Origin of the sequence: Sporosarcina sp. USHLN248, from assembly GCF_037144575.1 — a bacterium.
Taxonomy (GTDB): domain Bacteria; phylum Bacillota; class Bacilli; order Bacillales_A; family Planococcaceae; genus Sporosarcina; species Sporosarcina contaminans.
This window is the reverse complement of the sequence record NZ_JBBCZC010000033.1, coordinates 17,443-39,205: the sequence shown is the minus strand read 5'-3', so window position 1 is coordinate 39,205 and position 21,763 is coordinate 17,443. Positions and strand designations below refer to the sequence as shown.

The following is a 21,763-nucleotide window of genomic DNA, read 5'->3' as shown; positions in this document are numbered from 1 at the left end:
TCCTTATTCTTCGACTTCATCCGTTTCTTCCTCTTGCCCTCTATCCATCTGGAAATCGATCACTTTACCTTCAATTGCGTTTATGAAGTAATCCTCAATTTCTCCATCTTCTAATTTTACACGAATATTCCAAGTCGGGGCAAATACTTGGGTTTCCGTTAATTGGACTAATGTGGAATAACCTAAAGTGACACCAATTATTTCGGAACCATGCTTTAAATACCCGCGCGTTGCTAATGAACCGATCACTTCATCCTGTGTGATCAAATCCTTTTTACGGTTGAAGTTAATGAACTCTTCCAATAGCCGCTGCTCATAATGAGTCACTTTATAGTCATTATCCCAGTGAATGACCAACATAGCGTTTGAGCTATAAAAGATTGGTTCACCATTCGCTTTTTGAAAAAAGAGCGCCTTCTTTTCATCTTCATTAACTTCCCAAAGCTCATACTCGGCGCCTTGCCATACATATTTCGTTTTAAACTCGTCAAATATATATTCACCTTTAGCATTTTGAATCGGGACATCTATATGAAATGTCGATTCCAATTTCGTACTGTCAACGATTTCAATATCTTGTCCCTCAAGTAATTCCAAATCTTCAGCTGAAAATGAAACTGAATTGGCAGAGACGTAAGAGAAATTATTTTTGACTACCTGCGGGAGATTATATGTAATATTCTCCTGCTTTAATAATTCTTCAACCGAAGTTTTGCCTGCAACTTGCAAATTTTGCGCTTCTGTATGCTGGCTCAAATATAAAGAATAAAGGAAGATGTTCAAAATGGAAAATACAACAATGAAAATTGTTTTCGTTTTACTCCAATCCAATTTGATCACCTCCAAGACTTTCTGGAGAGAAACGGATCCAATCTCCTTTAAATAAATAATACCAAGACGGTTCCATTATGAAAATTCTTCTTTCCGCGTCATACGTCATATAATATCCAACCGTAATCTCCTCTACCATCTTGAAATCCAATTTATCGGATTCCATTAACATTTGAGCAACTGCCGTACCGGAAGGCATAGTGTAGTCTTCATCGGTAAACGGGCCGTCCAACGTATAGTAAGGACGAATATAATGGAAAACACGCCCTTCTCCAAATGTCTGTGTAATTTCAGTAGTTAAGCCTGAATTATCACTATACACAGGATAACCGTTGCTGAAGAGCTGGAATTTCACATATCTCGAATAAGGGTTCATATACGTATATCTGAATTGGTCTGTCCAGCCACCGTGTTCATTTATTGAATCGAAAACACCTAACAACAGTTCTGTTGCACTTATCATTTCCCTGCTCTCTGCGGCAGGATGGACAAAATTCAATGTTTTTGTGTCGGTGTGTACCGTCATTAACGCATGATCATCACCAAACTCCTCGATATTGGAGCCTACTTGAGTTCTCCTAACCGCATATGGATCGTTAAACAATGCATCCCGGAAACGCGTTGGGCTGATCTCTTCCTGATAGAAAGTCCTTTTCTTCATTTGTATGCCTTCCGATGGCAAAGCAATATACACCGGTTCATTTAATTGCAGCTGTTCGTATTCTGGAAACTCTTGTCCTTCCGTAACAATTGTCTGATAAGATTGTAACAGTTCTTTGGCAACAACTTTTCCTTCATAATGACTTCCTGCTTCCCGGTTAATAAAATGCACATCAAACCCGATATTCTTTGGATCCCATGTTACAACGATATAGTCAAAGGTCTTTTCGGGAACATCGGTTTCTTCAATCGTTAAAATTTCATCATATACAGGAAGCGGCACTTGCCCATGAAAATACAATGTATATTGATTGGGTTGCTCCAAGAAGGACTTGAATTTTTCCCGATTCATTTCATTATCCACTAAAGTGAGTTGTGATATTTTCCATCTGCTCATTTCATTGGTAACTTTTTCGATATCCTGAAGATCGGTTGTCCCTTTTAAACCATCCTCATATTGAATCGTGAGTTTGTAAGGTTTAATAATATCTTTTATTTGCAGTCTTTCACCGATTGAAATGTCAACAGTGGGCAATTCTCCAATCGGTTCAAGATGAGGGCTATACGTCCAAATGGAGAAGGTGAAGGTTATGCTCATAATGACGAGCAACAGTAGAATGATCGATTTGATCGGCTCTATATATTTCAATCCCATTCACCGTCCTCTTGTTGTTCATACGGCAATGTGAAGAATATCGTCGTTCCTTTCCCTTCTTCACTTTCCGCCCAAATATCCCCACCATGCGCTAGAATCATTTCTTTCGCAATAGCAAGTCCTAATCCCGTACCTCCCATTGCACGCGATCTTGCACGGTCTGCCCGGTAAAATCGATCAAAAATGCGATTGACATTCGCTTTCGGGATTCCTAACCCATCATCAGAAATCATCACTTTAATGAACGAACCAGAAGTTGTTACACCAAAACGGACATCTCCTCCGTCGGGCGAATACTTCAGCGCATTGGAAATAATATTGTCGATTACTTGCGTCATTTTATCCGTGTCGATTTCCACAAACAAATCTGATTGTGGCAATAGACGTCTAAAATGGACATTTTGTGATTTTGAAAACTCAAATCGCTCAATAATGGAATTAAAGAAATGGTTAAATTCAACCCATTCAGTATTCAATTCATACTCTTTGCTGTCCATTCTCGATAGTTTCAGTAAATCATTGACGAGCCGGATCATTCGCTCGGTTTCGTTTTGCGTTACATTCAAGAAAGAAGGTGCGATATCCTCGTTTTTCCAAGCACCTTCCGCCAATGCATCCAAATAGCTACGCATCGTCGTTAGCGGCGTGCGCAACTCATGCGAAACATTGGAAACGAATTCCCGTCTCTCCATATCAATTTTTTCCTGTTCCGTATTGTCATGCAACACGACGATAAGCCCATTCACGAAGCCGGTCTCCCTTTGAGTTACGGAAAATGTAGCTCTTAAAATATAGGGCTCGTCTTCCGTACTGAAATCGAGTGCAATCGAATCTTTCACTTGTATTAAGTCTTCGAAAGTATACTCTTGCTCCAAACCTAAAATGCTCGTAATCGGCCGGTTCAATACAAGATCTCTTGTCACCCGCAGCATGCCGAGCGCCGAATCGTTAATAAGGCTGACACGCCCTTTTCGGTCCGTGGAGATGACACCGTCCGTCATGTTTTCCAACACGGAAGCCAATTTACGCCGCTCTCCTTCTGTAGTTGATTGAGATTCTTGCAGCTGATTCGTTAAATGATTAAATGCAATCGCCAATTGCCCCATTTCATCGTTCCCATAAACATGCACTTTCCTTGAAAAGTTGCCTTGAGCCATCGCTTGTGCCTGCCGCCTCATATCTGATATCGGCCTTGTAAATGTCTGGGCGATGAAAATTCCAATAATAATTGTAATAGACAAGGAGAAGAGTACCCCTGCCGCAAGAATTTTATTGATTTCATCGATTTGTTTATAGACTGTTTCAATATTCGCTGCCACATATAGTGTTCCGATTACTTCGGAGTTGTTCATAATCGGATGAACTTGCACCATGACACGTTTTCCAGTCGATGGGTCATAGTTGATCATGTCATAGGATGATTCAGATGAAATTGACCGCCGAACGATATCATCCATTGAACGTTGTCCAACCAAAGATTGGTTTTCTAAAACGGACGTAGCTAAAATACGATATTTAGGGTTAATGACTCGAATTTCGTTAATGTCGTTGTTATCTGATTTGAACCCTGAAAGGATACTCCTCAAACTTTGTTCAGGGGTAGGATCTTCCGGTGACCGTTCTTTCAATAACTCTTCCCTCACACTAAACTCTACAAGGTTCATGCGGTCAATAACGGAGTTTGTAAAATTCGTTTTCAGCGTCTGCTCTAATTTGCTCGCGAAATAGATCCCAATGATTTGCACTGCCACGATAATCAGCATGATGAAAATCAATACAAATTTCACATGGATGGACTTAAAAAAACCGACCTTTTGCATAATTTTACTCCTGTTCTGGATCACGCAAATAATAACCTACTCCGCGTCTCGTTACAATCCACGTCGGATGGCTCGGTGTATCTTCAATTTTTTCTCTTAACCTTCTAATCGTAACGTCCACTGTCCGAACATCGCCGAAATAATCATATCCCCAAACTGTTTGGAGAAGATGCTCTCTCGTCATCACCTGTCCAATATGCTTTGCCAAATAATGAAGCAATTCGAACTCTCGATGAGTCAATTCAATCGACTCGCCCCTCTTTTGGACTAAATAAGCATCCGGTTGAATGACAAGGCTTCCGACAGTAATTTCGTTCGATTCTTCCTGTTCATCCGACAAAGTTTTAGAATGTCTGCGCAAGTTCGCCTTCACACGTGCAATTAACTCCCGTGTACCAAACGGTTTCGTCACATAGTCATCTGCACCTAATTCCAATCCTAATACTTTATCGATCTCCGAATCTTTCGCTGTAAGCATAATAATCGGAAAATCATATTTTTTACGCACTTCCCTGCATACTTCCATGCCGTCCTGTTTTGGCAGCATAATATCTAACAGCATAATATCGGGCTGTACCTCTTCCACTTTTTTTATAGCCTCTTCGCCATCATATGCACAATGGACTGTGAACCCTTCTTTTTTCAAATTAAACTCTAATATATCAGCAATTGGTTTTTCATCATCTACGACTAAAATCGTTTTATCTATCATGATCAATTCCCTTTCCCGCCCGTATGGCGCTTCGTCATTTTCTTTTTACTTTATCATTTTTATTAACACCGCGCATTGATAGCGGTAAAAACAAAGTCTTCCAATCCAATCGGTTCTACGATTCTTGAACTCATAAATTGATATAAAAACATCTAAACTGCATCGTGTAGTGAGATACTTCAGTGCTTACACAAAAATATTATCCAAAAACACATAAAGTCAATAGAACTCGCTATCTTTACTCTAACTATGCTAAAGTCCAACGATCGCACATCATCTCATTAGTTCAAGCATAACATGACTTTCTTAACTCATAAAAGTTGAGTAAGCATACAATGCCTCTCAATACATGCATAACTTTGACACATACCTATCATACCTCATTCCACTACACTACACAGTTATCCTCCCATACAGTAGATACCTTATCGTTTCTCGGGTTTCTCTACTGCATCTTATTACTATTCTCCGCTATCGGAATGAACCCCTTCATTACGTAAGCATAAAATATTTCCCGGGCAATTTTCGCCAAAACAATACGAAAAGGGACGACCTCAACACTGTCGTCCCCTTTCTATTTATCTTAATAAACTTAGTGGATCAATATTAGAGCCATGTTTCAACACTTCAAAATGTAAATGCATACCTGTAGAACGGCCTGTAGACCCCATCACACCAATTTTCGTCCCTTGTGGTACTGTTTGTCCTACTTTCACTTCAATCGATGACAGATGGGCATATAACGTTTCATAGCCATTGTTATGAGTAATGACAATTCGGTTGCCATATGTGCCATGATAACCTACTTGCGTAACAACACCATTATCCGCTGCAAAAATAGAACGGGATGACGGGCGTGCGATATCGATCCCTTGATGTACTCTGCCCCAACGTTTGCCCATTTGGCTGGAAATATATCCGCCGTCTGCAGGCCAGACGAAGTTACCTGTCCCTCTTGATGGAATTACTTTTGTCCCTACCACTGTCACTTCATGCACAGGTTCAACTATGACATGCTCCTCTGCAACAGACTTCCCGATTACAGTCCCGTTTTTCTTCCTTACAATTTGGGTGACTGCTTTTTTGCCGTCTGTTCCTTCCTGCTTAACCCGTTGTTCACCTTTAAACTTTGTTTCGTCTTTCTCGGTAAGCTTTTTATATTGAATCGGCTCTATTTTCTTAGTTTCATAATGAGCTTCGACTTCAACGAAAGGCTCCAAAACAGTTACATTCAATTCATCGCCGATTTGCAGAAGTGTGTCTTCTGTAATGTTCGGATTCAAATCCAACAATTGCTGCGTCTTCATATTATGTGCAGAGGCGATTTTCCCAAGTACATCTCCAGCCTGCACTGTATACTTCTTTTCTTCCAGCGTTCCTTTATTGAGTAAAGTCAACGCATCTTCTACGCCTAATACTTCATCTGGCGCTGTTTTGCCTTCCTCGGCTTGTAGTTCTTTACTGAATTCAATATTGACTAAACGTGTTTCATTTTCTTTCAAAGGTGGTAAAGATTCAGTAGATTGCTTGCGGGCTTCGAATTCAGTTAGTTCTTCTTCTGAAACGGTTTGCAATTTAAGTTCTTTGATCACTTCATCATAGGCGGCTTTGTCTTTAACGTAAAGTACACTTTCTCCGCCGATGTTAATGCCCATTGCTTCCGCCTCCACGGATAGCATATCTTGAAGTTGTCCAAGAACTTGGCTGTCATCCGTTCCGACTGAAAACACCTTTTCCTCGACGACAGACAAATCCGAACCGATTGTCAGAGGAAGATTCTTATATTCGGAGACCGCTTCTTTCATCTTCTCTTCTTTTATTTTTTCAAGGTCATCAATGTTTGCCAATTCACCAACATATTGCCCGTCTGAATAGATATGATAGATCGTTTGGATGCCTTCCTGTTCACCGGAAAAACCAGAACTAATGCCAAGACCGGCAAATAATACCGAAGCGACCCCTATTTTTTTTATAGTGCTATAGAAGTTACATCTCTTCCTGTTTCCTTCTTTTACTTCCTTGTTGAAAGACATGATTAAAGACTCCTTCTGTTCTACATCATTAGAGCAGTTTATCAATGTTTCTGCTTTTTCACGCCTCTTTAATTTAACATATCTATATACCTACTTGGCGCTTTGTAACTATTTGTAATAAACTTGTAGTATTGCAACCAATTATTTTAAAAAACTTACATATGTTGGTATAAAGTAAACAATTTTCAACAAAATAATAAGCCTTCTGAACGGATAACTTACTTCCGTTGAGAAGGCCTTTTACTTTATGCATGAACAGGAGCTTGATGTTGGCTCCAATCGATATTTAAGAATTTATTATACTCTTTCGCAAACGCTAATGTTACAGTTCCTGTCGGGCCGTTACGTTGCTTCGCAATAATAATTTCAATCATATTTTGGTTTTCTGTTTCCTTATCGTAATAGTCCTCACGATATAGGAAGGAAACGATATCCGCATCTTGCTCAATACTTCCCGACTCACGTAAGTCCGACATCATTGGCCGCTTGTCTTGTCGCTGCTCAACGCCCCTAGAAAGCTGTGAAAGTGCGATGACAGGTACTTTTAGTTCACGGGCAAGCGCTTTAAGGGAACGGGAGATTTCAGATACTTCCTGTTGCCTGTTCTCGCCGGAGCGCCCGCTTCCCATAATGAGCTGCAAATAGTCGATCATAATCATTCCAAGGCCGTGCTCTTGTTGGAGCCGTCTGCATTTCGAACGAATTTCGTTAATGCGGATCCCTGGCGAGTCATCAATGAAAATGCCAGCGTTGGATAGACTGCCCATCGCCATCGTCAGCTTACGCCAATCCTCAGCTTCCAAATTACCTGTCCGCAATACTTGTGCGTCAATATTGCCTTCCGCACAAAGCATCCGCATGACAAGCTGTTCAGCACCCATCTCCAAACTGAAAATCGCAACATTTTCATCCGTCTTCGTTGCGACGTTTTGTGCTACATTCAATGCAAATGCCGTTTTACCGACAGAAGGACGGGCTGCAACGATGATCAAATCATTGCGTTGAAAACCCGCAGTAATTTTATCCAAATCACGGAATCCTGTCGGAACTCCTGTCACTTCACCTTTGCGTGTATGAAGAAGCTCAATATTGTCATACGTTTCGACCAACACGTCTTTAATATGCTTGAAGTCACCGGCATTTTTTCGATTGGATACTTCCATCATCTTTTTTTCCGCTTCGGATAAGACAGCTTCTACTTCATCTTCTCTTGTAAAGCCATCTTCGACTATGGAAGTTGCCACCTGAATGAGCCGTCTTAGCAGCGACTTCTCTTCAACAATTTTAGCGTAGTATTCAATATTCGCCGCAGTCGGCACTGCATTGGCAATTTCCGTCAAATAGGAAATGCCTCCTACGTCTTCAAGCTCTTTCTTGGCGGATAGCTCTTCCGTTACGGTGACAACGTCAATCGCTTGTCCCCGATCGCTTAAAATGAGCATCGTATCAAAAATCTTACGGTGGGCCGTTCTATAGAAATCATCCGGCAAAAGAATTTCCGATGCCGTAATCAAAGCTTGCGGCTCTAAAAAGATCGCACCAATGACAGACTGTTCCGCTTCGTTATTATGCGGCGGAACCCGATCAAAACTTTGTTCCATTTATGCCCCTGCTTCCCATTACTCTTCCGTCACATGCACTTTTAATGTTGCTGTAACGTCCGGGTGTAATTTAATTGGCACATTTGTATAGCCTAAAGATCGAATGGCATCCGGTAATTCCATTTTTCTGCGGTCCACTTTAATCTTCTCGCTTTTCTCCAATGCATCGGCAATTTGCTTCGTCGTAATCGATCCAAATAGACGTCCGCCTTCGCCTGACTTCGCTTTCATCTCAACCGTAATGTTATCAATTTGCTCTTTTAGTTTTTTCGCAGATGCTAGCTCTTCAGCAGCATCTTTTTCAGCACGTTTTTTCTGTCCTTCCAATTGGCTCAAATTACCTGGTGTTGCTTCAACAGCCAATTTATTTTTCAAAAGGTAGTTTTGTGCATATCCTACAGATACATCTTTCACTTCGCCTTTTTTGCCTTTTCCTTTGACGTCCTTCAAAAAGATTACTTTCATCTTCAATTTCCCCTTTCCAATTTATCTGCTATGACTGCTTTCAGTTTTTCTTCTGCCTCTTCTACAGTATCGACGTCTAACTGGCAAGCTGCGTTCGTCAAATGACCTCCACCGCTCAACTCCTCCATAATGAGCTGAACATTCAATTCACCTAATGACCTCGCACTGATGCCTATTTTGCCATCCAAACGTGGAGCAATGACGAATGAAGCGATGACGCCTTGCATTGTCAATAAAATATCGGCGGTTTGCGCAATTAGAACTGGGTTATATACGACGTCATTCTCCCCTTTAACAATTGCCACGCCGGAAGGTGATAACTCTACCGTCTCCACTAATTTCGAACGAGCAATATACGTTTCAATATCCTCTTTCAAGAGCCGTTGAACTAATACTGTATCTGCTCCATTTGTTCGCAAATAGGATGCCGCCTCAAACGTCCTTGCCCCCGTTCTAAGCGTGAAGCTTTTCGTATCGACAACTATGCCGGCAAGCAACGCAGTCGACTCTAACATCGTCAGCTTCTTATGCTTCGGCTGATACTCGATCAGTTCGGTAACTAATTCAGCTGTCGAAGATGCATACGGTTCCATATAGACTAAAACTGTATTGTTAATAAACTCCTCGCCTCTCCTATGGTGGTCGATGACGACTATCTTGTCGGCTTTGCCGATCAATCTTTCATCAATCACCAAGCTCGGCTTATGCGTATCAACGATAATAAGAAGCGATTTGTCTGTCACCATGCCCATAGCGGTTTCCGGATCAATGAATTGCTCAAATAATTCAGGCTCAGACTTAATTTCATCCATTAGCCTTGTAACGCTTCCATCGAGCTCGTCAGGATTAATCACTACATAGCCTTCCACATTGTTCATGCGGGCCATTTTACGAACGCCGATAGCAGCACCAATTGCATCCATATCCGGCATCTTATGACCCATAACAAAAACCTTATCGCTGCCGCGAATCAAATCGCGCAAGGCATGTGAAATGACACGTGCTCGTACGCGCGTCCTTTTCTCGACTGGATTCGTTTTACCGCCGAAAAACTTCAGCTTGCCATCTGGACGTTTAATGGCAACTTGGTCGCCCCCACGCCCTAAGACAAGATCCAAACTCGACTGAGCCAATTCGCCTAATTCGGTTAACTGTTCTGAACCGGTCCCTATCCCGATGCTCAAAGTCAAGCCAGTGCTTTGCTTATTTGTTTTTTCACGCATATCATCCAAAATGGTGAATTTCGACGCTTCTAATTTCGAAAGGATTGCCTCATTAAGAACGGCTAAAAATCGGTCCGATGCAACCCTTTTAACAAAAATGCCATTTTCGTTCGCCCAACCATTAACGAGAGACGTTACTAACGAATTGATTTGGCTTCTTGTCTGGTCATCCATCGTTTGGACAATTTCATCGTAGTTGTCGATAAGCAAAATGCCTAATACGGTCCGATCTTCATAATAAAGTGATTCCATCTCTACTTTTTCAGTTACATCGAATAGATAGAACAATCGCTCTTCCGATCTATAAATCACTTTATAAGAAAAATCACCAACTTTCAAAAGCGGTAATTCTCCCTCTTCTTTGTTTATAATTTCTTGAAACGTTTCGGAAAGCTGAAACAACTCTTCCCCAATCAATGTTTCTTTTTCAAAAATCCCGACTGCATATGGGTTTGCCCATTCAATCACATTCTTTTCATTTACCAATATGATTGCAATCGGCAATTCTAATAACGCTTCTTCCCCTACCTTTTTCATGCGGTAGGATAACGATTCAATATGTTTTTCTGTTTCTACATAGGTCTGATCTTCAAGCTTCCAAGCAATCCCCATAGCCATTATGAATGGAACTGTAAAAAAAAGCCCCGCCCAAAAATTCGATAGAAATAAAAGGACAGCTGCAATCATTCCAAGGAGAGATAAAACAGCCAATGGGTAGCGAATCGCTCTTTTTCTGAAAAATGACCTCATTGTCTCATCCCCTTACTTCAAGTTGTCTTTTCCGATCCATGCACGAATATTCATTCCTATGTCAACAATCCCTAACAAAGTAGTAATGGGATTTAAAAGTATCGCCAATACAGTTGTAAAGAACGTGACAACACCCGGTAATTTCATCTTATGCATGAAGTAATGGATGAGCGCAATCCCTTGCAGTAAAAAAAGTAATCTTAATATGATTGTCGCATTAATGTAGATCAAATAAATAGTTGATTCGACCTTCATATCCATTATAAACGGCAATAATATAAGCAATCCATAAACAAAAATTGTTACTACAGGCAACTTCATTTCTCTGAAAGGTGGGAATTTCGGTACATCGAATCCCATTCTTCGAACGACCTCGAGACTTGGCATAATGATCATGAATGTAAAAACATAGGTAGATGTAATGAATAGAGCTGGTATAGCAGCCTTATAGGTTTGAAATGCCGATTCAATGACTTCCTCATAGTCCTTTGGAAGCTCACCATATAGAGTGAAAATCTCCATCATACGTTGCTGGACAGAATCCATTGACGCCATTAATCCATCAATCGGATTTATGTTGAAAAGGAATATCGATCCGATATATAACAGGATCAGAGACACGAGCATGAACAAACCTGAAGCCATATAAATGTAGAGCTTCGTTTTTTTCAATACGATAAGTTCACCGATAATGAATCCTAAGAAGCCAAATATGATTGCTGTCGGCAATATGAGCAACCCACCCGGAATGAGAGAAAGCACCATGGCAATCAATACAACAAATATTGACGATGTCCGGTCATGCTTCAAACGATATAGGATCATTGGAATCGGGACGAAAAGCATCATCAGTACACCAATTACCGGTAAATAAAAAGAACCTACAAGCAGTATTGTGAACAACGCACTCATCATTGCACCGTAGGTTATTTTCTTAGTAGGGTCTTGCATCTTTCAGTTCCTCCATCCGGATAATGGACAATTTCCTTATCCATCAATTACTCCTCGGCGTAATTGCGTCAGTTTTTTAGAGATTATATGTTGTGTGAACGATTTTACTCCTTCACCTCATTCAATACATGACATCCGCCGGAAGCATTATTTAAATTCCCCCTCCTAACTTATGAAGGATATCGGCTCGATCCCGTCACTTATAGAAGTCTAACGCAACTACAGAATTTAAATAAATAGTTGTTACAATTGTATCATGATTGCCCCCGATTAACCAAAAACACAGCAGCGTCTACAATGAAAAAACCGCCTTGATTCTCCGGAAACCCGGTATCACAAGGCGGTTACATGTTATTTACATTATCTTTCTTCCGAAACGAACGGAAGAAGTGCCATAATACGCGCACGTTTAATAGCAGTCGTTAATTTACGTTGATATTTCGCGCTTGTACCAGTTACACGGCGAGGCAAGATTTTTCCACGTTCAGAAATAAATTTCTTAAGTAGATCTGTATCTTTATAGTCGATATGTGTAATGTTATTTGATGTAAAATAGCAAACTTTACGACGTCTGCGTCCTCCACGACGTGGTGCCATAATGATTCCCCTCCTTACTTTTTACGTATGATTGGACCTTTCAGAACGGCAAATCGTCATCCGATACTTCGATTGGACCGCTGCCTACTGAGAATGGATCCTCATCAGTACGTGAATAATTTTGTTGGCTTGGTTGTTGATATTGTTGGTTAGGCTGCTGGTTCTGATAATAAGGCTGTTCGTTCCGCGGTGCACCGTAAGCAGCTCCGGATCTTTCGGAATTAGCACTACGCGGCTCAAGGAATTGTACACTGTCTGCCACGACTTCCGTCATGAAGACACGCTTGCCGTCTTGTCCATCGAAACTGCTCGTCTGAATACGGCCTTCGATGCCTGCAAGACTTCCTTTACGTAAAAAGTTCGCAGTGTTTTCCGCTTGTTTTCTCCAAGTCACACAGTTGATGAAATCCGCTTCACGTTCACCTTGCTGGTTAGAGAATGTTCTGTTTACAGCTAATGTGAAACGTGTAACGGCAATTCCGCTCTGCGTGTATTTGAGTTCAGGATCTTTTGTCAATCGGCCAACTAAAACGACACGGTTAATCATCAGAATGCAACCTCCCTCATCTTTTCGTTCTATATAGATTAGTTGTCAAGACGAACAGCCATATGACGAATGATATCTTCGTTGATGTTCGCTAGACGATTGAATTCATCGATTGCTTCAGCACTTGCGTTAGCTGTCACCAATTGGTAATAGCCTTCGCGCAGATCGTCGATTTCGTATGCAAGACGGCGCTTGCCCCACTCTTTCGACTCGATGATTTCCGCTCCGTTAGAAGTAAGGATCCCATCGAAACGTTCGATCAATGCTTTTTTAGCTTCATCTTCCAATGTTGGACGGATAATGTACATGATTTCGTACTTTCTCATCTTCAGTCACCTCCTTATGGACTTTGGCCCACATAACTGCGGGCAAGGAGTAAGTAAATTTCTATTACTCACATCATCATATTTTATCACAGTGATTCCCAACATACAACAATTTTATTGTGTATAATAACAACGAAAGGGTGGTTGCATGGAAATTCAGAGAGAACCCGATAAAATCATCGAAATCGATTTGCGCAAAGTATCATTGACAAGCATCTATCTTTCAATCGGTAGCCTTGTCTTTCTTATGGTAATCAAATCTTTAATTGCTGGCGAACTTCGTGTTTCATTCTCTATTACATCGGTCATTTTATTCATTGTAGGTTATTTGCTTCTCATCGTACTGCACGAACTTTTTCATTTACTTGGCTTCCGAGTATTTGGCAATGTTCCGTGGAAGAGTATGATTGTAGGCGTGAACTTAAAAATGGGTGTCGCCTACGCTACGACGGATAAGCCAATGACGAATAAAGCGATTCGAAAAGCTTTACTGCTGCCATTTTGGACGACCGGTATTTTCCCAGCTCTTGTTGGTTTGTTGTTAGACAACGGAATAGTATTAGGGTTAGCTGCCTTTCTAATCGGCGGTGCGGCAGGTGATTTTGCAATGTACAAAGAGCTGAAGGAGCTTCCGGATGATTGGATGGTAAAAGATGACCCAGAAGCGCCAAAGTTATATATGTACAAGCCAAATCGAATTTGAAGAGCCATGCCTCGTGCAAATGGCTTTTTTATTTTCTCACTTCAGTTGCAGTGAACAATGTTGATCGAACTCTCGTATAACTGAAAAATGCAGCAGGCAATATACAATCGCCTACCGCATCTTCTTACATCTATTCACCTTATACGTTAAATCTAAACAGCATAACATCTCCATCTTGGACGACATAGTCTTTACCTTCCAGACGCACTTTCCCCGCCTCTTTAGCTGCTGCCATCGAACCAGCCTCTACAAGCGCATCATAAGAAACAGTTTCCGCTCGGATAAAACCACGTTCGAAATCCGTATGGATGATGCCAGCACATTGAGGTGCCTTCATTCCTTTACGGAATGTCCAAGCACGCACTTCCTGAACGCCTGCCGTAAAGTATGTAGCGAGGCCTAATAATTGATATGCTGCTTTAATCAGCTGATCTAACCCTGATTCTTTAATTCCTAACTCTTCAAGGAACATTGCTTTTTCCTCGTCATCAAGTTCAGCCATTTCTTCTTCGATTTTCGCACAAACGACAATAACTTCTGCATTGTCTTGCACTGCGAAATCCCGAACCGTTTTCACATATTCATTTTCATCTGCATTGGCAATTTCGTCTTCAGATACGTTTGCGACATACAGCATCGGTTTAATTGTTAATAAATGCATGCCTTTAATCAAGCTGTATTCCTCTGGCGTCAATTCTACTGATCGTGCCGGCTTTTCATTTTCAAACGCTTCTTTCAGCTTCAGCAGCACAGGTTCTTCAGCCATTGCATCTTTGTCTTTCTGCTTCGCCATTTTCGAAACGCGAGTAAGCCGCTTTTCAACACTTTCCATGTCTGCCAAAATCAGTTCCAAATTGATGACTTCAATATCTGAAATCGGATCAACTTTACCAGAAACATGCGTAATGTTGTCATCGTTGAAGCAACGGACAACTTGGCAAATCGCATCCACTTCACGAATATGAGATAAGAATTTATTTCCTAACCCTTCACCTTTGCTTGCCCCTTCAACAATCCCTGCGATATCTGTAAATTCGAACGCAGTTGGCACTGTCTTTTTCGGAACAACCAATTCAGTTAATTTTTGCAAACGCTCATCCGGTACTTCAACGATCCCGACGTTCGGGTCAATTGTACAAAATGGATAGTTTGCCGCTTCCGCTCCTGCTTTCGTAATTGCATTAAATAAAGTCGATTTCCCTACGTTCGGAAGACCGACGATCCCAGCCGTTAACGCCATTTATTTCCCAACCTTTCATTATAGGTCCATTTTCCAATCATATTACGATCGATGTACTTCATCCGTAACAATTTCAACTCTTCCATTATAGGAATAGTTCGGTCATCTGTCTATTTACTGTTCCGATTCGGCAGATACGATGACTTTTTTCATTTTCTTCGCAAATTCATTTCTTGGAATCATGACGCTATGGCCGCAGCCTTCACATTTAATGCGAATATCTGCACCCATTCGGATGATTTTCCAAGCATTTGATCCGCATGGATGCGGTTTTTTCATCTCTACAATATCATGCAAATGAAATTCTTTCCCCACCATCATGCATCTTCCCTTTCTCCATCATTTATTATCCAATGATTTGGACACAATTGTCGGATACGGAATTGCCAAATCTCTCTCCGTTAAATATTGCTTTAACCCTATACTAATTTTACGCGCAACGTCAAAATGCCTCATCGGTTTCGTTTCTGCTATCACACGTTCAATTGCCGCTGTATCAGTAAAATCCCTTGCTCCAACTAATTTAGGAACACCCATTAAATCAGGGTCCTCATCTTTCATTTTTTCTAAAAATTCATCGATCGCTTTTTCAGCATCTTCTAATTTTATTTCAAATGGGATCGTGACGTCTACAATTGCCAAGGAGTTTTTCACTGAAAAATTAACAACTTGCCCGATTGTTCCGTTTGGAAGGATGAACAGCTCGCCGGTCGAACTTTTTATTTTTGTTGTCCTTAAACCAATTTCATCTACTATACCTTCTGCCGTACCGATTTGGACGTAATCACCTACTGAAAATTGGTCCTCAAATAAAATGAAAAAACCAGATATGACGTCTTTTACAAGGCTTTGGGCACCGAAGCCAACCGCAAGCCCTAATACTCCCGCCCCAGCCAATAAACCTCGCACATTTATTGAAAACTCCGAGAGGATTGAAAGCATGGCTGAAAAGTAAATGACGTACGTCAATGTATTTTCCAAAAGCTTCAGTAGTGTACGCTCACGCCGTTCCTCTTTTCGTAGCGGCCCTTTGAATTTAATTTTAAAGACCTTACGAATAACTGATTTCCCAAGCTTCACCAAAAACATGGACAGCAAAATAATAAAAACGATTCGTACTCCGACGACAGCGATTTCAATCCATGTTTCATTATTGAAAATGAACTTCTCTATTTTCTCGGTATCTTCATTCAACACGATTTCCTTCAGCTTTTCCACAATTTTCGTTGTCACTTGCAATCTCCTTTCATGTCGTATAAATCCTTTGGCTTAAGCGTATACTGCTTAACAATGTATCCCCTTTGAACTTTGGCGAAATCAAACCAAACTAGTGTTTCTTTCTACCACAACATCTATGCCGGTCTAAATGCAATCAGTTCAAAACAACAGCGATGCCTTATTACAACTCTATAGGATCAATACTAATAGAATGGAGCATTGTGCATGCAATCTACTTTATTAAATGACTATGAATTTCGTATGCATCATAAAGATTTAGGAGCCGTATGGAAATTAAGCACTTACCTCTTAGAAAATATCCCTTTTGAAAAAGAGGCAATTTCCTTTTTCTGCATTGGGACGGATCGTTCTACTGGAGATGCGTTGGGTCCTTTGACAGGTTCTCTTTTATCAGAATCAATTTTGTTTCCATTTCCGGTTATCGGCACATTGGAAGATCCTTTGCATGCATTAAACTTGCAACAACGATTAGACGATACGTTAACGATCAATCCATCAACATATATCGTTGCAATTGATGCATGTTTAGGAAAAAGTGATTCAATTGGAGATTTACTTATCCAAAGCGGTCCTCTATACCCCGGTAAAGCTGTCGGAAAAGACTTGCCTCCTATTGGAGATATTTCAATAAAAGGTGTAGTCAATGTAGCAGGTTTCATGGAGCAAGCTGTCTTGCAAAGCACTCGTCTTCATCTTTCATTCGAAATGAGCCGTGTAATTTCTCGTGCTTTGCAGCTAAGCTATAGCAGATTTCAAAATAAATGAACAATCGTAACGATAATCCCTACAACAAAAATAGCCGGTATAAGGTTAGCCACCCTAATTTTCGTTAAGCCAATCAAATTTAATCCGATTCCGATAATCATTAAACCGCCGGTTGCGGTCATTTCCGTTATGAATAATTGGATAAGATCATCTGGGACAAATTTATTAATCTGTGTAGCTAATAAACTAATAAGTCCTTGATATATCAGAACAGGAAATGCAGCAAATAGCACACCGATTCCCAATGTTGAACTAAGAATGATTGAAGTGAAGCCATCAACAATTCCTTTCATGATCAGCACATCATGATCATTTCTCAAGCCACTGTCAATCGCTCCAATGATAGCCATCGACCCTACTGCAAATATGAGCGTTGCAGTGACAAATCCTTGAGCAATTCCTTGCTGTTCTTTTTGGGCGGGCATCTTTTTTTCAATCCACATCCCTAACGCATTAATTTTATGTTCGATATCCAACCATTCGCCAATGACAGCACCTACCACAATACTAATAATGACGATTAACAATTGGGTGCTGTCGAATGTCATTTGAATGCCAATCGCTACAATAGCTAAACCTATTCCGTACATAACGGTTTCTTTCATTTTTTCCGGTATTTCTTTTAAAAACCTGCCTGTCAATGAACCCATTATGATTAAAAGGAAATTGACAATCGAGCCGAATAATATCATTTTCCTTCACTTCCAATCACTAAAAATAATACCTATTTTGCACGCTTTAGCAAAATAGGTATCATCTTTATTTAGCAAATACTTTTATACTGTAAGCAAGCGCCACCTAAAAACATTTCTTAATAGGTTGCAAAATATGCAGTTTTATTTCCTATACGGCGAATTTCTCTACTGTAGATAAAAACTTTTCGGTAGATCAATTTTATAGAAGTATTCACTAAGACATACTGTACGTCTATAGCTGTGCGTAAATTCCCCGATTAACTGTTTTTCATGCAATGTAAGTTATCTATACTTCTTTTCACTTGTGATCACTTACTACAAGAGGGAGTCAAATTATTCATTTAACAACTCTAATATTCTTTCTAAGTCTTCTTCGGTAAAGAATTCAATTTCTATTTTACCTTTGTTTTTACTCTTTTTAATCGTTACATTCGTGCCGAAGTATTCACGCAAATTCGACTCTTGTTCTTCGATAAAGATGCTTTTCTTTTCTTTCTTTGTTTCACGTGGAACATCTTCGTTCAATTTTTGTACTAATTTTTCGAGTTGTCTAACATTCAAATTTTCTTTAATTGTTCTTTCTGCAACTGCAATAATTTGTTCTTTTTTTCGAAGCCCTAATAATGTACGTCCATGCCCCATTGAAAGTTTACCATCTGTAATAAGACCTCTAATTTTTTCGGGAAGAGTTAGCAAACGAATATGATTGGCAATATGTGGTCTACTCTTTCCTAACCGGAATGCCAATTGCTCCTGAGTTAAATTTAAGTTATCCATTAGTTTTTGGTAAGCTTCTGCTTCTTCAATTGGTGTTAAATCTTCACGTTGCAAGTTTTCCAAAATAGCCATTTCCATTGACTCTTCATCAGTCAATTGACGAACCACTGCAGGAATCTCCACCAACCCTGCTAACTTCGCAGCTCGGAAACGCCTTTCTCCAACTACAATTTCATACATTGTACCGACTTTACGGACAATAATCGGCTGTAAAATTCCATGTTCCTTAATAGACTCGCTCAATTCTTGAATCGCATTTTCATCAAATATCTTCCTCGGTTGATACGGATTTACTTTAATACTTTTTAATCGTACATGTTCAATTGCTTCCGCTTTTGTTAAAGACTCGTCAGGAAATAAAGCGTTCAACCCTTTACCAAGGCCTTTAGCCATTATGCACCACTTCCTTTGCCAGCTCTAAATATACTTCAGCACCTCTGGATCTCGCATCATAAAGAATGATTGGCTCGCCGTGACTTGGTGCCTCACTCAACCGTACATTCCTTGGAACAATCGTACTGTACACTTTATCTTGAAAATATTTTTTAACTTCTTCAATCACTTGAATCCCTAAGTTTGTCCTTGCATCGAACATTGTCAGCAACACACCATCTATCATTAAATTTTCATTTAAATGTTTTTGGACGAGCCGGATGGTGCTCAGTAGTTGACTTAAACCTTCTAATGCATAGTACTCACATTGCACAGGTATAATTACTGAATTGGCTGCTGTTAAGGAATTGATTGTCAGTAATCCTAATGACGGAGGGCAATCAATTATAATATAATCATACGAATCTTTAGCATCCTGTATCGCATGTTTCATACGGACTTCTCTTGAAATTGTCGAAACCAATTCAATTTCTGCACCTGCTAATGAAATAGTAGCTGGAACGATATCTAAGTTTTCCATTTTTGTTTTATGGATTACTTCGTTAATATTCACGTCATCTATTAACATATCGTAAATGCACTGATGGACATCGCCCTTATTGACCCCTACCCCGCTCGTTGCGTTTCCTTGCGGGTCTGCATCGATCAAAAGAACCTTTTTGCCAATATGTGCAAGGCAAGCACTTAAATTAACTGAAGTTGTTGTTTTCCCGACGCCTCCTTTTTGATTGGCGATCGCAATAATTTTACCCACGCTTGCACCTGCTTTCTCACTCTTTGTACTGCTTTTATTTCAATCGAACTTGTTCACCGCCATGCATATACATACCGGGTAACTATTAATCTTGTTATAACAATTTCAGCCATGCTTTTTACACACTTCTATTTTATCAAAAAAAGAAGTTGCATGGTATCGTTATAGCACAAAAAACTCCTGCTGGGTAAAGCAAGAGTCGACTCACATGGGATGGAGCTTCTTTGTTAAACTGTTATTGACTAGTTCATTATTTTTTTTTCGGTATTTTTACCGTGATCGTATAAAAATCATCCGAATCTTCTTCTTCAGTTTTTACGTTGATTCCACTTTTAGATACAAGAGCTAAAGACTGCCTAATCGTATTAACTGCAATTCTTACATCTTTACTGACGGATTTGCGACGAACAGGTTTCTTCTTCTCTTTTTCTTCTTCAACGACAGGATTCATTATTTCATGAATTCGTTCCTCAAGTTGTTTTACATTAAGTTGCTCATCTAACGCTTCTTGGAACACTTTCATTTGAATCTCACTATCTTTTATCGGTATGAGCGCCCTAGCATGTCTTTCCGAAAGCTCTTTCGATAAAATCTTTTCTTTTATTGGTTCCGGCAATTTTAATAAACGTAGCTTATTTGCGATCGTGGACTGCCCTTTCCCTAAACGTTGCGCCAACGCTTCCTGCGTCAACGAGTGCAGCTCCAACAATTGCTCATATGCATACGCTTCCTCTATAGCTGTCAATTCTTCTCGTTGCAAGTTTTCAATAAGTGCAATTGAGGCAGTTTCCTTGTCATCCAAATTTCGGATAATGGCTGGTACTTCTTCCCAACCTAATTTTTTCATCGCACGGTATCTTCGTTCCCCTGCAATAATTTCATATCCTTCTTCAGACTTGCGAACAACAATTGGTTGAATGACACCATGCGTATGAATTGTCCGCGCTAATTCCTCAATCTTCTCTTCAGAAAAAATTGTACGAGGTTGATATTTATTCGGCTTAATTAATTCTATTTGAACTTGCTCTACTTTCTCTTGCGGGCTCGTTTCCTCTATATCTAAAGCAGGCTCCTTTTCAGCATTACCAAAAAAACGCGAAAACGTATTTTTCATCCCGGCACCACCTTTACAAAACTGCTCGTCTGTAATCTTCTCTTTCGTTATATCCATTATATATCCTCTCGATTACTTATGAAAGGGTTCATTACAAATGGATTACAAACGTATGTCGAATAACCAAATACGAACTTTATTTTGTTTCACGTGAAACATTTATTGAATTGGCGATTTATTTGGAACGCCAACTTTGCGGGGATACTTCTTTGGTGTTGTTTTCTTTTTTGCAAAGACAAAAATATTACGTTCACTTTCTTCGATTGGTAAATGAAATGAATGCTTTTCTTTCATTTCAATGCCTAAAACTTGAATAGCTTTTTTGGCATCGGATAGTTCTTCTTTAGCAGCTGCCCCTTTCATAGCAACAAAAGTGCCCCCTACTTTAACAAGAGGAACACATAACTCCGAAAGTACCGATAATCTTGCAACTGCTCTTGCCGTTACAATATCAAATTTTTCTCTGTACAAAGGATTTTGACCAAAATCTTCTGCTCTGTCATGGACAAAATGAACATTTTTTAGCTGTAGTTTTTTTGATAGTTCATTTAAAAAAGTAATTCTTTTGTTTAATGAATCAACAATCGTAACAGACAAATCCGGAAAACAAATTTTTAATGGGATACTTGGGAACCCTGCCCCTGCTCCAACGTCACAAAGTGATTTTTCTCCTAATAAATCAACATAGAAAGCAGCAGTAATGGAATCATAAAAATGCTTTAAATAAACAGATGGCTCATCAGTGATCGCCGTTAAATTCATTTTTTCATTCCATTCAACCAACATTTGGTAGTAATCCCTAAATTGTGCAATCTGTAATTCAGTCAATTGAATGCCCATCTCATTCATTGCTTGAATAAATTGTTCTTCGTTCAAGTAAATCCTCCTTAGTAAAAAGACTGATGCGGACTA

At 39.9% G+C, this 21,763-nt stretch carries 22 protein-coding genes; 2 read left to right on the top strand and 20 right to left on the bottom strand.

Annotated features, from left to right (window positions below):
* Positions 1–3: 3 nt before the first annotated feature.
* The 12 genes from WFH04_RS13375 to rpsF form a co-directional block, all read right to left on the bottom strand.
* The gene (locus WFH04_RS13375; RefSeq protein WP_336824555.1) at positions 4–831 is read right to left on the bottom strand and encodes a two-component system regulatory protein YycI; all 828 of its coding nucleotides are present in this window, start codon (positions 829–831) and stop codon (positions 4–6) included.
* Positions 818–2,146 (bottom strand): YycH family regulatory protein, encoded by a 1,329-nt coding sequence (locus WFH04_RS13370; RefSeq protein ID WP_336824554.1) that lies wholly within the window; start codon positions 2,144–2,146, stop codon positions 818–820. The genes WFH04_RS13375 and WFH04_RS13370 overlap by 14 nt, the downstream gene beginning before the upstream one ends.
* Positions 2,137–3,966, bottom strand: coding sequence for a cell wall metabolism sensor histidine kinase WalK (gene walK, locus WFH04_RS13365; protein WP_336824553.1), 1,830 nt, complete (start codon positions 3,964–3,966; stop codon positions 2,137–2,139). The genes WFH04_RS13370 and walK overlap by 10 nt, the downstream gene beginning before the upstream one ends.
* Positions 3,967–3,970: 4 nt before the next feature.
* A complete protein-coding gene (yycF, locus tag WFH04_RS13360; RefSeq protein WP_336824566.1) occupies positions 3,971–4,675 on the bottom strand; it encodes a response regulator YycF in 705 nt (234 codons plus the stop codon).
* A 581-nt stretch (positions 4,676–5,256) separates the two neighbouring features.
* Positions 5,257–6,711: a peptidoglycan DD-metalloendopeptidase family protein gene (locus WFH04_RS13355; protein WP_336824552.1), complete on the bottom strand. Its 1,455-nt coding sequence runs from the start codon at positions 6,709–6,711 to the stop codon at positions 5,257–5,259.
* Positions 6,712–6,956: 245 nt separating this feature from the next.
* A complete protein-coding gene (gene dnaB / locus WFH04_RS13350; protein ID WP_336824551.1) occupies positions 6,957–8,312 on the bottom strand; it encodes a replicative DNA helicase in 1,356 nt (451 codons plus the stop codon).
* 18 nt (positions 8,313–8,330) lie between these two features.
* Entirely contained in the window at positions 8,331–8,777 is a 447-nt protein-coding gene (gene rplI, locus WFH04_RS13345) for a 50S ribosomal protein L9 (RefSeq protein ID WP_336824550.1), read from the bottom strand.
* 2 nt (positions 8,778–8,779) lie between these two features.
* Positions 8,780–10,750: a DHH family phosphoesterase gene (locus WFH04_RS13340; protein WP_336824549.1), complete on the bottom strand. Its 1,971-nt coding sequence runs from the start codon at positions 10,748–10,750 to the stop codon at positions 8,780–8,782.
* Positions 10,751–10,762: 12 nt separating this feature from the next.
* Positions 10,763–11,701, bottom strand: coding sequence for a YybS family protein (locus WFH04_RS13335; RefSeq protein WP_336824548.1), 939 nt, complete (start codon positions 11,699–11,701; stop codon positions 10,763–10,765).
* Between the two features lie 360 nt (positions 11,702–12,061).
* Positions 12,062–12,304 (bottom strand): 30S ribosomal protein S18, encoded by a 243-nt coding sequence (gene rpsR, locus WFH04_RS13330; protein ID WP_336824565.1) that lies wholly within the window; start codon positions 12,302–12,304, stop codon positions 12,062–12,064.
* Between the two features lie 34 nt (positions 12,305–12,338).
* Positions 12,339–12,845, bottom strand: coding sequence for a single-stranded DNA-binding protein (ssb, locus tag WFH04_RS13325; protein WP_336824547.1), 507 nt, complete (start codon positions 12,843–12,845; stop codon positions 12,339–12,341).
* Between the two features lie 38 nt (positions 12,846–12,883).
* Positions 12,884–13,171, bottom strand: a complete 288-nt coding sequence (rpsF, locus tag WFH04_RS13320) for a 30S ribosomal protein S6 (protein WP_336824546.1) — start codon at positions 13,169–13,171, stop codon at positions 12,884–12,886.
* Between the two features lie 148 nt (positions 13,172–13,319).
* On the opposite strand from rpsF, the gene WFH04_RS13315 reads away from it, so the two are divergent.
* Positions 13,320–13,874: a DUF3267 domain-containing protein gene (locus WFH04_RS13315; RefSeq protein WP_336824545.1), complete on the top strand. Its 555-nt coding sequence runs from the start codon at positions 13,320–13,322 to the stop codon at positions 13,872–13,874.
* A gap of 139 nt (positions 13,875–14,013) precedes the next feature.
* Here the strand turns inward: WFH04_RS13315 and ychF are convergent, their stop codons facing one another.
* The 3 genes from ychF to WFH04_RS13300 all read right to left on the bottom strand — a co-directional run bounded on the left by ychF (position 14,014) and on the right by WFH04_RS13300 (position 16,347).
* On the bottom strand, positions 14,014–15,114 hold the full coding sequence (ychF, locus tag WFH04_RS13310; protein WP_336824544.1) for a redox-regulated ATPase YchF: 1,101 nt from the start codon (positions 15,112–15,114) through the stop codon (positions 14,014–14,016).
* A 114-nt stretch (positions 15,115–15,228) separates the two neighbouring features.
* Positions 15,229–15,432 carry a DUF951 domain-containing protein gene (locus WFH04_RS13305; RefSeq protein WP_336824543.1) on the bottom strand — a complete coding sequence of 68 codons (204 nt, stop codon included), beginning with the start codon at positions 15,430–15,432 and terminating at the stop codon, positions 15,229–15,231.
* A gap of 21 nt (positions 15,433–15,453) precedes the next feature.
* Positions 15,454–16,347 (bottom strand): mechanosensitive ion channel family protein, encoded by an 894-nt coding sequence (locus tag WFH04_RS13300; protein WP_336824542.1) that lies wholly within the window; start codon positions 16,345–16,347, stop codon positions 15,454–15,456.
* Positions 16,348–16,557: 210 nt separating this feature from the next.
* On the opposite strand from WFH04_RS13300, the gene yyaC reads away from it, so the two are divergent.
* Positions 16,558–17,118, top strand: coding sequence for a spore protease YyaC (yyaC, locus tag WFH04_RS13295; RefSeq protein WP_336824541.1), 561 nt, complete (start codon positions 16,558–16,560; stop codon positions 17,116–17,118).
* On the opposite strand, the gene WFH04_RS13290 is transcribed toward yyaC, so the two are convergent.
* From WFH04_RS13290 to rsmG, 5 genes are all read right to left on the bottom strand, one after another.
* Positions 17,106–17,810, bottom strand: coding sequence for a DUF554 domain-containing protein (locus WFH04_RS13290; RefSeq protein ID WP_336824540.1), 705 nt, complete (start codon positions 17,808–17,810; stop codon positions 17,106–17,108). The genes yyaC and WFH04_RS13290 overlap by 13 nt on opposite strands.
* Before the next feature lie 336 nt (positions 17,811–18,146).
* Positions 18,147–18,983: a ParB/RepB/Spo0J family partition protein gene (locus WFH04_RS13285; protein ID WP_336824539.1), complete on the bottom strand. Its 837-nt coding sequence runs from the start codon at positions 18,981–18,983 to the stop codon at positions 18,147–18,149.
* A complete protein-coding gene (locus WFH04_RS13280; protein ID WP_336824538.1) occupies positions 18,976–19,737 on the bottom strand; it encodes a ParA family protein in 762 nt (253 codons plus the stop codon). Before WFH04_RS13280 ends, WFH04_RS13285 begins: the two co-directional genes overlap by 8 nt.
* 250 nt (positions 19,738–19,987) lie before the next feature.
* Positions 19,988–20,851, bottom strand: a complete 864-nt coding sequence (noc, locus tag WFH04_RS13275) for a nucleoid occlusion protein (protein WP_336824564.1) — start codon at positions 20,849–20,851, stop codon at positions 19,988–19,990.
* 159 nt (positions 20,852–21,010) lie between these two features.
* Complete coding sequence (gene rsmG / locus WFH04_RS13270; protein WP_336824537.1) at positions 21,011–21,727, bottom strand: 16S rRNA (guanine(527)-N(7))-methyltransferase RsmG; 717 nt, start codon at positions 21,725–21,727, stop codon at positions 21,011–21,013.
* Positions 21,728–21,763 lie beyond the last annotated feature (36 nt).

Excerpts from the sequence above, each read along its gene's own strand:
- WFH04_RS13370 (WP_336824554.1), bottom strand. The coding sequence starts at position 2,146 with ATGGGATTGAAATATATAGAGCCGATCAAATCGATCATTCTACTGTTG.
- walK (WP_336824553.1), bottom strand. The coding sequence starts at position 3,966 with ATGCAAAAGGTCGGTTTTTTTAAGTCCATCCATGTGAAATTTGTATTG.
- WFH04_RS13355 (WP_336824552.1), bottom strand. The coding sequence starts at position 6,711 with ATGTCTTTCAACAAGGAAGTAAAAGAAGGAAACAGGAAGAGATGTAAC.
- dnaB (WP_336824551.1), bottom strand. The coding sequence starts at position 8,312 with ATGGAACAAAGTTTTGATCGGGTTCCGCCGCATAATAACGAAGCGGAA.
- rplI (WP_336824550.1), bottom strand. The coding sequence starts at position 8,777 with ATGAAAGTAATCTTTTTGAAGGACGTCAAAGGAAAAGGCAAAAAAGGC.
- WFH04_RS13340 (WP_336824549.1), bottom strand. The coding sequence starts at position 10,750 with ATGAGGTCATTTTTCAGAAAAAGAGCGATTCGCTACCCATTGGCTGTT.
- WFH04_RS13335 (WP_336824548.1), bottom strand. The coding sequence starts at position 11,701 with ATGCAAGACCCTACTAAGAAAATAACCTACGGTGCAATGATGAGTGCG.
- ssb (WP_336824547.1), bottom strand. The coding sequence starts at position 12,845 with ATGATTAACCGTGTCGTTTTAGTTGGCCGATTGACAAAAGATCCTGAA.
- rpsF (WP_336824546.1), bottom strand. The coding sequence starts at position 13,171 with ATGAGAAAGTACGAAATCATGTACATTATCCGTCCAACATTGGAAGAT.
- WFH04_RS13315 (WP_336824545.1), top strand. The coding sequence starts at position 13,320 with ATGGAAATTCAGAGAGAACCCGATAAAATCATCGAAATCGATTTGCGC.
- ychF (WP_336824544.1), bottom strand. The coding sequence starts at position 15,114 with ATGGCGTTAACGGCTGGGATCGTCGGTCTTCCGAACGTAGGGAAATCG.
- WFH04_RS13305 (WP_336824543.1), bottom strand. The coding sequence starts at position 15,432 with ATGGTGGGGAAAGAATTTCATTTGCATGATATTGTAGAGATGAAAAAA.
- yyaC (WP_336824541.1), top strand. The coding sequence starts at position 16,558 with ATGCAATCTACTTTATTAAATGACTATGAATTTCGTATGCATCATAAA.
- WFH04_RS13290 (WP_336824540.1), bottom strand. The coding sequence starts at position 17,810 with ATGATATTATTCGGCTCGATTGTCAATTTCCTTTTAATCATAATGGGT.
- WFH04_RS13285 (WP_336824539.1), bottom strand. The coding sequence starts at position 18,983 with ATGGCTAAAGGCCTTGGTAAAGGGTTGAACGCTTTATTTCCTGACGAG.
- noc (WP_336824564.1), bottom strand. The coding sequence starts at position 20,851 with ATGAAAAATACGTTTTCGCGTTTTTTTGGTAATGCTGAAAAGGAGCCT.